This window comes from Thalassotalea sp. 273M-4 (assembly GCF_041410465.1).
In the GTDB taxonomy this organism is placed as follows: domain Bacteria; phylum Pseudomonadota; class Gammaproteobacteria; order Enterobacterales; family Alteromonadaceae; genus Thalassotalea_A; species Thalassotalea_A aquiviva.
This window is the reverse complement of sequence record NZ_CP166961.1, coordinates 329,238-342,997: the sequence shown is the minus strand read 5'-3', so window position 1 is coordinate 342,997 and position 13,760 is coordinate 329,238. Positions and strand designations below refer to the sequence as shown.

General features: G+C 42.0%; 11 protein-coding genes. 8 read left to right on the top strand and 3 right to left on the bottom strand.

Annotated features, from left to right (window positions below; genetic code table 11):
- Nucleotides 1-238: 238 nt before the first annotated feature.
- Nucleotides 239-3,145: an RNA polymerase-associated protein RapA gene (gene rapA / locus ACAY00_RS01495; protein ID WP_371376261.1), complete on the top strand. Its 2,907-nt coding sequence runs from the start codon at nt 239-241 to the stop codon at nt 3,143-3,145.
- A 137-nt stretch (nt 3,146-3,282) separates the two neighbouring features.
- Complete coding sequence (locus ACAY00_RS01490) at nt 3,283-3,948, top strand: RluA family pseudouridine synthase (RefSeq protein ID WP_371376259.1); 666 nt, start codon at nt 3,283-3,285, stop codon at nt 3,946-3,948.
- Between the two features lie 89 nt (nt 3,949-4,037).
- On the opposite strand, the gene djlA is transcribed toward ACAY00_RS01490, so the two are convergent.
- From djlA to ACAY00_RS01475, 3 genes are read right to left on the bottom strand one after another with little or no spacing between them, the layout of a single operon-like run.
- Entirely contained in the window at nt 4,038-4,829 is a 792-nt protein-coding gene (gene djlA, locus ACAY00_RS01485) for a co-chaperone DjlA (protein ID WP_371376257.1), read from the bottom strand.
- 3 nt (nt 4,830-4,832) lie between these two features.
- The gene (gene murU, locus ACAY00_RS01480; protein WP_371376255.1) at nt 4,833-5,513 is read right to left on the bottom strand and encodes an N-acetylmuramate alpha-1-phosphate uridylyltransferase MurU; all 681 of its coding nucleotides are present in this window, start codon (nt 5,511-5,513) and stop codon (nt 4,833-4,835) included.
- Nucleotides 5,510-6,553, bottom strand: a complete 1,044-nt coding sequence (locus ACAY00_RS01475) for an aminoglycoside phosphotransferase family protein (RefSeq protein WP_371376253.1) — start codon at nt 6,551-6,553, stop codon at nt 5,510-5,512. The genes murU and ACAY00_RS01475 overlap by 4 nt, the downstream gene beginning before the upstream one ends.
- Before the next feature lie 488 nt (nt 6,554-7,041).
- Here ACAY00_RS01475 and ACAY00_RS01470 point away from each other — a divergent pair, with 488 nt between their 5' ends.
- The 6 genes from ACAY00_RS01470 to ACAY00_RS01445 are packed head-to-tail and all read left to right on the top strand — an operon-like array spanning nt 7,042 to nt 13,688.
- Nucleotides 7,042-9,339, top strand: coding sequence for an LPS-assembly protein LptD (locus tag ACAY00_RS01470; RefSeq protein ID WP_371376251.1), 2,298 nt, complete (start codon nt 7,042-7,044; stop codon nt 9,337-9,339).
- Nucleotides 9,340-9,354: 15 nt separating this feature from the next.
- On the top strand, nt 9,355-10,665 hold the full coding sequence (gene surA, locus ACAY00_RS01465; protein WP_371376249.1) for a peptidylprolyl isomerase SurA: 1,311 nt from the start codon (nt 9,355-9,357) through the stop codon (nt 10,663-10,665).
- The gene (gene pdxA / locus ACAY00_RS01460; protein WP_371376246.1) at nt 10,665-11,648 is read left to right on the top strand and encodes a 4-hydroxythreonine-4-phosphate dehydrogenase PdxA; all 984 of its coding nucleotides are present in this window, start codon (nt 10,665-10,667) and stop codon (nt 11,646-11,648) included. The genes surA and pdxA overlap by 1 nt, the downstream gene beginning before the upstream one ends.
- Nucleotides 11,645-12,451 carry a 16S rRNA (adenine(1518)-N(6)/adenine(1519)-N(6))-dimethyltransferase RsmA gene (rsmA, locus tag ACAY00_RS01455; protein ID WP_371376243.1) on the top strand — a complete coding sequence of 269 codons (807 nt, stop codon included), beginning with the start codon at nt 11,645-11,647 and terminating at the stop codon, nt 12,449-12,451. Before pdxA ends, rsmA begins: the two co-directional genes overlap by 4 nt.
- 15 nt (nt 12,452-12,466) lie before the next feature.
- Nucleotides 12,467-12,847, top strand: a complete 381-nt coding sequence (apaG, locus tag ACAY00_RS01450; protein WP_371376239.1) for a Co2+/Mg2+ efflux protein ApaG — start codon at nt 12,467-12,469, stop codon at nt 12,845-12,847.
- Between the two features lie 7 nt (nt 12,848-12,854).
- Nucleotides 12,855-13,688, top strand: a complete 834-nt coding sequence (locus ACAY00_RS01445) for a symmetrical bis(5'-nucleosyl)-tetraphosphatase (protein WP_371376236.1) — start codon at nt 12,855-12,857, stop codon at nt 13,686-13,688.
- Nucleotides 13,689-13,760: the final 72 nt, after the last annotated feature.

Sequence of the window (13,760 nt, the reverse complement as noted above, 5' to 3'; positions counted from 1 at the left end):
GCTGGCAAGCAATTGGTACACCATGTACAAAGCTTGTTTGATGGTGCAAAACAGGCGGTATCCCCATAATAAGGTATTAACTTTGCAGGTATAGGTTAATACTTAACCTATTCATCGGTTTGTCGTTCAATTAAATGTATGTTAGGCGAATTACTCCGAATAAACGGATGAAATATAGGGAATAAATCGTTACCATAGCGCCCCTTTTTAGGCCCTCTCGATTTTTTGGAGTGTATTAATGTCTTTTTTTCTTGGCCAACGATGGATCAGTGACAGCGAATCTGATCAAGGTTTAGGCACCGTGGTCGCCGTTGAAGGTCGTCATGTAACCATTCTCTTTACCGCGACAGGTGAATCCCGACAATATTCAATGCAAGACGCCCCGCTCACTCGGGTGGTATTTAACGTCGGCGACATCGTCCCCTCGCACGACAACTTTTCCATTAAAGTCACCGAGGTAAAAGAAGACAATCATTTATATACTTACATCGGCAACCGGACCGATAATCAGGAGATGGTCGAGCTCAAAGAAATGCTGGTCGACCATTTTATTAAATTCAATAAGCCGCATGATCGTTTGCTTAATGGCCAATTTGATCGTCTAGATTGGTACCAACTGCGTAAAAACTCATTAAAATACCAATTTGAGCAACAACAGTCAGAGCTATCAGGATTAACCGGTGCTCGTGTAAGCTTAATCCCACATCAACTGTATATTGCCGAAGAAGTTGGTAAACGCTTTGCACCAAGGGTATTACTGGCCGATGAAGTGGGTTTAGGTAAAACCATTGAAGCTGGCCTAATTATCCATCAACAGTTGGTTTCTGGTCGGGCTAAAAGAGTATTAATAGCCGTTCCTGAGTCACTTATGCATCAATGGTTGGTTGAAATGCTACGTCGTTTCAATCTCCACTTTAGTATTTTTGATCAAGAACGATGTGAGCAATATGCCCATGACGAGAACCCATTTAGCTCTGAGCAATTGGTTTTGGTTAATCTTGACTTTTTAGCCAATAATCCAGAACAATTTGAGAATATTGCCAACGAGGAATGGGATTTAATGGTGGTCGATGAAGCTCACCACTTATCTTGGTCTGTCGATAACCCCAGTATTGAATATCAATGTATTGAAATTTTAGCCGAGAATATCCCAGGCGTACTGTTACTTACCGCCACCCCAGATCAACTGGGTCATGAGAGTCACTTTGCTCGTCTACGCCTACTGGATTCGAATCGTTTCTACGACTACCAAGCGTTTATCAAAGAGGAAGAAGGCTACACTCAGGTGGCTAAAGCCGCCAACAGTATTTTAAGTAACAACCCCTTAGACAACAGTCAACAACAGGCATTAAGCGAGCTATTACACGAATCGGATATCCGTGTCCTGATGCAGCAATTGCAACAAGGCGATGTCAAAAGCCAAGAGCAAGCTCGCAGTGAACTTTTAAGCCAGCTATTAGACCGACACGGTACTGGGCGCATTTTATTTCGCAACTCGCGCAATACCATCACCGGCTTTCCTGAGCGGAAACTTTTTACCTACCCGCTTGAATTACCAGAACAATATGAACATAAGCTGCAAAGCTATATTTTAAGCGACGACTATCAAGCATTAATTGACTCCCCCGTGAGCAACGCCATCTTTACGCCTGAAATTTTGTACCATTTAGATCACCAACAAAGTAAATGGTTTGAATTTGATCCTCGCGTTGAGTGTTTGATTAATTTGTTAAAAGACAATCGTGATGAGAAGATTTTGGTTATTTGCTCGAAAGCTCAAACGGCCAAAGATCTTGAAGAAGCTCTGCGCACTCGTGAAGGTATTCGCGCCGCTGTATTTCATGAAGGTATGAGCATTTTAGAGCGTGATAAAGCCGCAGCTTACTTTGCCCAAGAAGAAGACAGTGCCCAAGTATTATTGTGCTCTGAAATAGGCTCTGAAGGGCGTAACTTTCAGTTTGCTCACCACTTAGTGCTATTTGATTTACCCGAAAATCCGGATTTACTGGAACAGCGTATTGGCCGCCTCGACCGTATTGGTCAAACCCAAACCATTTGCTTACATGTGCCTTATTTTGAGCAATCGCCACAGTCATTATTGTTAAACTGGTATCACCATGGGATGAATGCGTTCGAGCAAACTTGCGTAACAGGACATGCGGTCTACAAAGAATACAGCCCGGCCATTAAGCAATTGGCGATACAAGGTTTATGGTCTGCGCCTGCGATGGAGAACATCCTTCAGGGTAGCTTCTCTTTACACCAAAAAATTAAACATGAGCTTGAGCAAGGGCGTGATAAATTACTGGAAATTCACTCCTCTGGGCAAGGCAAAGCCGAACAACTCGTCGATGACATTGATGCACTTGATAACCAAACCGATTTAGCCTTGTATATGTTTTCTTTGTTTGATGTCTTTGGCCTTAATCAGGAAGATAAATCGGACAATGCCATCGTGCTGTCGCCAACCGAGCACATGCTGAGTGCAAACTTTCCAAACTTACCGGAAAGTGGTACCACCATCACCTTTAATCGTAACACGGCTCTGAGCAATGAAGACTACCAATTGCTCACATGGGATCACCCTATGGTACGTGGCGCGATGGACCTAGTTCTAAGTGATGATATAGGAAACGCCAGTATTGGTTTATTAAAAAACCCAGCGCTGCCAGCGGGAACGTTCTTCTTGGAGTGTATTTTTACCTTGGAAGCCATGGCGCCAAGTCAATTACAAACAGGTCGCTACTTACCCACCACACCAATTCGAATTTTACTCGATAAGAATGGGAATAATTTATCTGCCAAAGTTGCGGAATCGGTTCTTGATAATCAATTGAGTCCAGTGAAGAAACAAACAGGTTTGCAACTGGTTAAAGCACTAAAATCTTTGATCCCTGCTCTTGTTGAAAAGGCTGATGGCTATTGCCAGGCGCAAGTTAAAGACCTAACCCAACAGGCACTGGTTAAAATGAACGCAAGTTTGGATGAAGAGTATGAGCGTTTAAGTGCATTAGCAAAAATTAATCCTAATGTTCGTCAATCAGAATTAGATTTTATTAAGCATCAACAAATGGAACTGACTCATTTCATTAATCATGCCCAAGTGAAATTTGAAGCCATTCGCTTAATTGTCGCGACAAGCTAACGTGCCATCAACAGCTACCTTCGCCAAAGGTGGCTCAATAATGCAAACCTAGGTAAAATGGACAGCAAGCTTACGTGTTGTTCGTTTACCTAGTTTTAGCTTCTGCTGACTTTCGCTAATTTCAATGTTGGAACCTTATGAGCGCAAATCCCGATTTTGTTTACCGCCCTCCCATGTCACCTTATCTTGATATTTTGTATCGAGACGATGATATTATTGTGCTCAATAAACCCAGTGGCTTATTAACCGTGACAGGTCGCTTACCTGAACATCAAGATTGTCTGCAAACACGGGTTAATCGAGTGCTGCCTTGGGCAACCATTGTTCACCGCCTTGATATGGCAACCTCTGGGGTGATAATCATGGCCTTAAACAAGAAAAGCCATGTTGCGATCAGCCGACAGTTTGAATTACGCCAAACTGAAAAGTATTATCTGGCCAGAGTTTATGGTCAGATTACAGCAGAAAGTGGTGAAGTAAACTTGCCTTTAATTTGTGATTGGCCCAACAGACCCAAGCAAATGGTTGATTTTGAACGGGGAAAAAAAGCCATCACCCAATATAAAGTTCTGCAAAAAGAAGAGCATTCAACCTTAGTGGAGTTAAAGCCCATTACGGGTCGTTCACACCAGTTAAGAGTACATATGCTGTCGCTTGGTCATCCTATCTTAGGAGATCGCTTATACGCTCATGACAACGCTAGGGCAATGAGTGAGCGCTTACAACTGCACGCTTTACATCTAGAATTCGCCCATCCTATCAGTGGCGAAAAAATGGTTTTTAACGCCCCTTGTCCTTTTTAAAGGCTATAACTTTTGTGCCCTAACACGCATATCAAACCCACAAAGTTTTTGCTCACTCTGTGTTGTGCAAAAACATAATCGGATTGGTATTAGCCTTGCTGACTAATTAACTCGTAAGCGGCTTGTATATCCTGAGCTTTTTGTTTCGCATCTTCCATTAACTCTGGTGGCAAGCCCTTGGCGACCAGCTTGTCTGGATGGTGTTGCGACATCAGCTTACGATAGGCTTTTTTCACCGTTTGTTTGTCACAATTCGGGGTGACCCCAAGCACTTTATAAGCATTTTCGAGATGTTGTTGTTTTTGTGAGGCCGATTGAGCGCCTCGGCCCTGATGAAATTGCTCCCCAGCAATAATGCGATCCAAAATAAAGTCGAGTTCTTGCGCAGACATGCCAAAAGCTCGTGCAATTTTGTGTAATATTTCTCGCTCACTTGGGTGCAATTCGCCATCGGCAAAGGCCGCTTGAATCTGGATTTCTAAAAACATTCGTAATAAGTCATGGCGACCAAAGGTTGCACTGCGAAGCTTTTTAAGCTGTTCAGATAAATTAAAGTCGGACTGTTTGCCAACGCGAAACGACTCTTTGGCGAGAGCCTGCATTTCGCTGTTGAGCCCCCATTTATGCATCGCATGTTTGGCAAAAGCAATCTCGTTTTCGGTGACTCGACCCGATGCTTTGGTGATATGCCCCATCACCGAAAATGTGGCAACAAAGTAGACATTTTGCCGTTTTAAATCGTTTTCTCGATTAAACGCATTGAAGTCTAAGCTTAAACCTTGATCAAACTTATGCCCTATATAAAGACCAATCAACGCACCAAGGATACGCCCAGCCATAAACCCCAGCAAGAAACCAAATACCTTACCCCAAATACGCATAATTTAATCTTTAACCTTTTTTACTATTTGATTTATCTGAGTTAATCGCTCAACGGTGCCAATATCGCTCCACAATCCGTTAAAAACATGCCCACCGATACGCTTATCGCTCATGGCTTGGCGCAATATCGGCGCTAATGGCATAAACTCTGCTGCCATGCCTGCGAATAATTTCGGATCATACAGACCAATCCCCGCATAGGTATGTTTATTGGGTAAATGCTCGGCAAAATCAAGTTTGCCATCAATTAGGGCAAAATTACCCAAAGGAACATGATCAGGGTTTGGTACCAACACCAAGTGCGCCAATTCATTTTCTGCTAAAGCATTTAATTGAGCAAAGTCGTAATCACAATAAATATCACCATTAACCAACAAGAAGGGCTCTTCACCAAGCAATGGTAACGCCTTAATAATCCCTCCAGCGGTTTCTAAAGCGCCATTCTGTTCAACCGAATAGACTATATTTACCCCCCACTTTTTACCATCACCAAAATAGTCTGCAATTTGTTGACCAAGCCAAGCATGATTGATCACCAGATCATAAATGCCTGCGCGCTTTAAATTGACAATATGGTATTCAAGCAATGGAATACCAGCAATTTTAAGCAATGGCTTTGGCGTGACATCGGTTAATGGTTTCATTCGTTCACCACGCCCAGCCGCTAATATCATCGCCTTCATTCGCTTTCCTTGCTGGTATTTGCTAAAGCAGGAAACACTCGATGTTGCAAAAAGTGACCTAATGAGGAAAATTGTGGGTACTTATTTGCCATATCCACAAGATAAGACAAAGTCAGTGGAATATCTTGTAAGTAGCCTGATTTATTATCACGATGATGTAATCTGGCAAAAATACCCGCCGCTTTTAAATGTCGTTGCATTCCCATTAAATCAAACCAACGGAAAAACTGTTGTTGGTCTATGTTGGCATATTGAGGCTGTTCAGTCAGTTGCTGCCAATACTCGAATACCAATAGCTCTACTTGCTCAGCAGGCCATTTGACATAGCAATCTCGCAGCAAAGAGACAACATCATAGGTAATGGGACCGGTCACTGCATCCTGAAAATCAATGACCCCCAAGTCGCCATTTGTCAGGCTAATTAAATTACGACAATGAAAGTCGCGATGAACCGTAACCATAGGTTGCGCTAACGCACTATCTGCCAGCGTGTTAAAGCAGTTATGTAATAAATCTTCTTCTTGCTCGGACAACTCAAGCTTTAAATGTGTTTGTAATAACCATTGACGAAATATTTCCATTTCAGTCAATAAGAACGTTCGATCATATTCAGGTAATGACCACTGCGGTGTGCTTTGCACCTCTCTTACCTGATTTAATAACATTAAAGCTTGCTGATATTTGCCTTTAAAATTGTCATTGTTTAGCACCTGACTTAACAAGGTATCGCCAAAATCGGCGATCACTAAAAAGCCTTGCTCGGGTTCATAATGATAAATTTTTGGCACCAAAAGACCCGCTTGGGAAAATGCTTGGGTCATTTCAACTACCGCCGTATTGTTTATTTTATCGCTCGGGCTATCGACCACAATGTAGCTATGAGGATGAACACTGAGACGGTAGTATTGTCGAAATCCCGCATCACCATTGAGCGCTGATAGTTGCAATTCTTGCTGGTTGAAGAGTCTGTCGAGCCAATGACAAAGAGCCTGATATCGAATGGATTGGCTTTGTTGCTCTGGTTGTAAAGGTGTATTCAAAAATAGTACCTGTATTGGTTATCGGTAATAATGTTTTAGCTCAAACAACACGACGTTTGTTAAATCGTCCTGTTTGAGCATAACCTTATCGAAAGCGATAAATAAATACCAGATAAAGACGCGATTATATGCCGAGTTATGTTGATATATTTACTCGTCTGAGCGACTTTCTTTCCTCAATTTTACCGCCTAGGTTACCGCTTAGTTAACGGCTTAGTTTACCACTTAGTTAACGGCTATCACTGAACCTCATAGCTGGTTTTTACAACTTATGCCTAATGGGGCTGGCGAAGTCATGGTAAACCTATTGATGTTCGTGAAGTAGTTGTCTAAGATTTGTATTTTTAATAGTGAAATTCAATACTTAATTAATAAAATTTGTTAGACTTAAGCACTAACCATCAATCTTATTCAGTATCTATTGCAAACCCCAATACGTTAAGGTTTTCGTAAGTAAAATCGTGTTCATGTTGGGAAATGGAAATTACATGCAGAACACCCGTATCAGTTTTTTTATCAGTCTTTGCATTTTATCTCCCCTTGGCTATTCACAAGAAAGTGAAAACAGCCCTCTTGTTGAGGGGATCGATCAACAATGTGTGATCGCGCCACCTCAATACATTCGACTAAACTCGACGCAGCTTCGCGGTGACGACGAAATCTGGATAGAATCCGATAAAGCGGTTATCGAAAACAATAAAAATACCCGTTTTAGTGGTAACGTAAAAATGGCGAATGGGCAAAACATCATTCAAACCGATGAAATTTTTATTGATCGAGTAGCAAACCAGATTTCAAGTAAAGGTAACACTCAATTTCAAAGTGATACCATCACCATAAACGCTGACAATCTACATGCGAATAACGATACCAAGCAAATCGTGATGAGTGGTACTGAATATCGGTTAAACAATGCGCCAGGAAAAGGCGGTGCCAAGCGACTTGAGATAAATGAAAAGGGGCTAAGTTTAGCCGGTGCCTCATATACCGCTTGCCAAGAAGAGGTGCCCGATTGGAAAATCAGCGCCAGCAAAATTAACTTATCGACCGAAGACAATGAAGGCGAAGCTTGGAATACCGTATTTAGAGTAAAAGATATTCCTGTTTTTTACCTTCCCTACATAAATTTCCCTTTGTCTGATCAGCGCAAAACCGGCTTTTTATACCCACAAATAAGCACCTCAAGCAACTCAGGCTTTGAGCTTAAAACCCCATTTTATTGGAATATTGCGCCCAATATGGACGCCACCATAACCCCATATTACATGTCAAAACGTGGCACTCAGTTACAAACAGAGTTACGTTACTTAACGGGTCAACAATATGGTCAGTTAAATGTTGAATACCTAGAGCAAGACGATGAGTTAGTCAATAATGACGAGCCTCGTTATCTGAGCAGATTCCAACATATGGGCACTATTTCAGATAATTTCCGTGTTTTTATCGACTTCTCAGATGTTAGCGATGATAACTATTTGGTCGATATTGGCAGTGACCAATTTAATAAATCTGATGCCTACTTATGGCGCATAGGTGAGTTATCGTATTTTAGTGACTATTGGCATAGCACCATAAAAATTCAGGATTTTTCGGTTTTAGGTAATCGAGCAAACAGTTACAAAACCTTACCGCAAATTGAATTTGAGTCGTATCAGCCCCTGGGCTTTTGGAACTCTAGTTTTAACTTTTTTGCCGAATACAGTCAATTTGACATCAGTGATGAGTTTTTACCGACCGCTGAGCGATTACACTTAGAAACCGGTTTTTCATTTCCGTATGCACGTCCAGGTTGGTTTTTTAATTCTGACTTTAAACTTATGCATACAATTTACCAGCAAGATAACCTTAATTTTGCTAATCAAGCCTTTAATTTAAATTTAACTGAAGAAGCCGATCGTACCCTACCGAAAGTGCGCTTTCATACCGGGCTTAACTTTGATCGTGATACCACCTTATTTTTTGATAACATGACTCAAACATTTGAGCCCCAAGTGCAATACTTGTTTGTCCCCGATACCAACCAAGACGATATTTTTATTTACGACAGTTCGCCTTTACAAGACGACTTTGATGGCTTATTTCGCGATCGTCGATTTACCAGTGTTGATCGCATCGCTGAGGCCAACCAGATTTCGTTTGGCGCCACCTCTCGAATTTTAAATAAAGATAATCAGGAACTTTTTCGCCTTAGCCTGGGTCGGATTACCTATCTAAACGATACCAACATTAATTTTGATGAAGATGGTAATCGCAAAGATACTTCAGCGCTGGCGGCAGATTTATTTTTGCAACTGGCAAGAAGATGGCAATTTCAGTCAGATATCCAGTACGATACCAAAAATAATCAAACTGAAAAAAGCCAAGTGAGTATCCATTACGTTAAAGATGATCGTAATATCTTTCAGCTTAGTCATCGCTATATCAGTAATATCGCCGAAGATAGTATTGAACAATTGTCCTTGCTAGGGAGTTTCCCAATCAACAAAGATTGGCAATTTGTTGGCCATATTACCCAAGATATTAAACGTAAACGTTCACTGGAAAGCTATGCTGGCTTTCAATATGAAAGCTGTTGTTGGGCACTTCGACTAACCTATCATCGAAGTATTAATACCAACTTGGATAGCCAAGACTTTGAATTTGAAAATCGCGATGAATTTGACAGTGGAATTATGTTACAGTTTGTATTAAAAGGGTTGGGCGGTAAACAACAGCCCACGAGTATTTCAGATATGCTAGAATCTGGCTTGTTCGGCTATAAGCGTCCGTATTTCCTAACTAACTAACCAAAGAAAAAATCAATGAACAATATAATAAAAGTTGGCCTGATGTTGTCAGGTCTAGCAGCAGGAATGTTAAGTTCTTCAACGCTGACAGCCAAAGAAGTTGAATTAGACAGAGTCGTGGCCATTGTGAACACCGGCGTGGTATTACAGTCAGAAATTGACCACTTGGTAGAAAATGTAAAACGACAAGCCCTTAGAGAAAATCAAAAATTACCTTCCGATAAAGCCTTGCAAGTCCAAGCAATGGAAAAACTGATCAATGACACCTTGTTATTGGAAATGGGTGAGCGCATGGGGGTGCAAATTAGCGATGCACAGCTTGACGCTACTATTGCCAACATAGCTAAACAAAGTGAAGACCTGAGTTTAGAGCAATTTCGTCAAAAACTGGTTGCCCAAGGCCAAAACTATGAACTGTACCGCGAAGGCGTTCGAAACGAATTAATTGTAACCGAAGTCCGTCGAGCGAGCGTTGGTCGTCGCATTAGCATCACCCCGCAAGAAGTCGATAATTTATTACAATTGATGCAAGAACAATCTGAAAAACAAATCGAATATAATTTAGGACATATTCTGATTGCTTTCCCAGAAGATCCTACTCAGCAAGACTTAAATGAAGCCAAAGAAAAAGCCGATAAAGTTATCGAGTTATTAAACGATGGTGGTGATTTCAAGCAAATCGCAATCGCCTCATCGGGAGCACCTTCGGCGCTGCAAGGTGGTGACATTGGCTGGAGTGGTATTAATGAAATGCCAACCTTGTTTGCTGAACTGGTGGAAGGCCAGGAGAAAGGTGAAATCTTTGGCCCGATAAGAACCGGATTGGGCTTTAACATCATCAAGATTTTAGATCTTCGTGGTCAACAGGTTGTCGAAGTAGAAGAAATTAAATCTCGCCACATTTTGATAAAACCTTCGATCATTTTATCAGAAGAAAAAGCCAAAAATATGCTCCAAGGCTTCCTAGATCAAATCGAAGCAGGCGAAGCCGACTTTGATACCCTAGCCAGAGAGCATTCTGATGGCCCAACATCAACCCGTGGTGGTGACTTAGGTTGGGCCGATCCTAATAACTACGACCCAGCTTTTAAAGAGGTCTTATTGAGCCTTGAAGTAAATGAATATTCAAAACCATTTCGCTCTTCTTTTGGTTGGCATATTGCACAAGTAACGGGTAAGCGTACTCAAGATGCTACAGAGAAAAACAACTCAAATCGCGCCTATCAATTACTGTTTAACCGTAAGTTTGGCGCAGAATCTGAGCGTTGGATGAAAGAAATGCGTGATGAAGCCTACATTGAAATTTTAGCTTCCGAGGCGAATTAATGGTTTACAATATTGCCATTACCCCTGGTGAACCTGCCAGTGTCGGCCCTGATATTATTATTCAATTAGCTCAGCAAGACTGGCCAGTGCAACTGGTCGTCGTTGCCGATGCAAACATGTTAGAACAGCGGGCAAAAGGCCTAGGATTAGGGTTAAATATTCGACCTTATGATAACGCGAAAGCTCCGATTGCTCACCAAGCGGGCACACTTTGTGTTTTGCATGTGCCCTTATCAGTGCCGGCAATACCGGGGCAATTAAACCCCGAGAACGGCGCTTATGTGGTTGAAACTCTGCGTATCGCAAGTGAACTCAATATGTCGGGTGAATTTCAAGCTGTCGTTACCGGACCGGTTCATAAAGGCTTGATTAACAAAGCCGGCATTCCATTTAGTGGTCACACTGAATACTTTGCGCAACAAGCCAATTGTAGCGATGTGGTAATGATGTTAGCGACAGAAGGGTTACGAGTATCACTAATGACAACTCACATTCCTTTAGCGTATGTGTCAAAAGCCATTACCTTTGAGCGTATTGTTAAAATTACGCGTATACTCAATAAAGATTTACAGGAAAAGTTTGGCATTGCCAAACCTAAAATTTATGTCTGTGGATTAAACCCACATGCAGGTGAGGACGGTCACTTAGGCCATGAAGAAATTCAAACCATAACCCCTGCCCTTGACAGTTTAAGAGCCGAAGGAATGGATTTAATCGGGCCATTGCCTGCCGATACTATTTTTCAAGAAAAGTATCTTGCAGACGCTGATGCCGTGCTAGCAATGTATCACGATCAAGGCCTACCCGTGTTGAAATACAAAGGGTTTGGTAATTCGGTCAACATTACATTGGGCTTGCCATTTATACGGACATCCGTTGACCATGGCACCGCCATTGAATTAGCCGGTACCACCAAGGCTCATCCAGGCAGTTTCAAAGCTGCCATTAATAACGCAATAGAATTAGTAAAAAATCATCGATGAATAATAAAAGTCATTTAGGACACCAAGCCAAGAAACGCTTTGGTCAAAACTTTCTCCACGACGATGCGGTGATCAGCCGTATCGTTGATGCTATTGACCCGGCAGAAGGGCAAAACCTTGTTGAAATAGGTCCAGGTTTAGGCGCTCTGACCGAGCCCGTTATTGAACGCGCAGGTGATATCAGTGTGGTCGAGCTTGACCGTGATTTGGCTCATCGTTTGCGCCACCATCCGTTTATTGCGAAACACTTAACCATTTACGAAATTGATGCTTTAAAGTTTGATTTTTCAACCTTAGCCAGCGAGCAACCATTACGTATTTTTGGTAATTTGCCTTATAACATTTCCACCCCATTAATTTTCCACTTGCTCTCGTTTAAAGATACGGTTGTTGATATGCACTTTATGTTGCAAAAAGAAGTGGTGATGCGCATGGCAGCGGCGCCTAATTCTAAGGCGTATGGGCGCTTATCAATTATGTGTCAATATTACTGTAAAGTGATGCCAGTCATGGAAATTGGTCCGGAGGCATTTCAGCCACCACCAAAAGTCGACAGCGCCATTGTCAGATTAATTCCGCATAAAGAGATCGCTAACCCAGCCAAAGACGTCTCTTGGTTAGAAAGGGTTACGCGAGAAGCTTTTAATCAGCGTCGTAAAACCATTAGAAACAGTTTTAAAAAGCTGATCAACGTTGAGGATCTCGAAGCATTAGGCATTAATCCGTCGCACCGCCCAGAGAACTTAAGCATGGACGATTATATCAAAGTGGCAAACTTTTTAGCCGATAATCCACCAGCATAACGGGAGATATTGCGGATGACAAAATCAGATTGCGCTGTAGCAATAACCACAAAAGTTCAATTTGTGGAAGAACAATCCGATCAATATCAACAGCGCTATGTCTTTAGTTACCGCATTAACATTGCCAACAAAAGCAATAAAACCCTGCAACTTTTATCCCGTAGTTGGTTAATTACCGACGGCAATGGAAATAAAGTCAGTGTTGAAGGCGAAGGTGTCGTCGGCCAACAGCCAATTATCCCAAGTGGCGAAGTTTACGAGTACAGCAGTGGCTCTATTTTAAAAACCCCTATTGGTACCATGGAAGGTTACTACACGATGAAAGATTTACAAGGCAAAGAATATCGAGTAGAAATACCGGTATTCAGCCTTGCCATCCCCCATATAGTAAATTAGTTGAAAGATGGCAATTTACCTTATCGGTGACATTCAAGGCTGTCATCAAGAATTACGGTTATTATTAGAAAACATCGAATTTAATCCCGATGTTGATCAAATATGGTTTACCGGAGATCTTGTTGCAAGGGGCCCAGATTCTTTAGCCACCTTGCGTTTTATTAAATCGCTTGGCAATGCCGCCCAGGTCGTACTGGGTAATCACGACCTCCATTTGCTTGCGGTTCATGCGGGCATCAAAACCGCCAAGCCAAGTGATAAGCTTGAGCAACTTTTAACCGCCCCCGATGTCGAAGAATTAATTTATTGGCTCTCTAAGCAGCCACTATTAATCCAGCTTCCTGGCGAGAATAGCTTTATGACGCATGCGGGCATATCCCCCCAGTGGAACATTACTGAAGCCATAGAACAGGCTGATATGGTGCAACAAAAGCTCAATTCTGACAATCAGCGTTATTGGCTACAGACGATGTACGGTAATACCCCAAGTAATTGGGCCGATGCTCAAAGCGAAGAAGACCGATTTCGCTATAGTGTTAATGCGTTAACACGCATGCGTTACTGCACGCTTGACGGCGAATTAGAGCTTTATCAAAAAGATAACCCGGCTCGGGTGAAAGATGTCAATCTGGTACCTTGGTATCATAACAACCCCAACTTAGTTCATAATCAATGGATATTTGGCCACTGGGCATCGCTTGAGGGCAAAACTGAAAACTCGCAGGTCTATGCTCTAGATACTGGCTGTGTTTGGGGTGGATGTTTAACCATGCTACGTTGGCATGACAAGCAAATTTTCACCCAACCAGCCCTTAACAAAGGTAAAATAACGGTTAAATAAATTGCTTTCCCTCTTTTTAGATAGCTAAAAAATTCATATACTTAGAAATCTCAGAAGGTTTTGGTTTACATT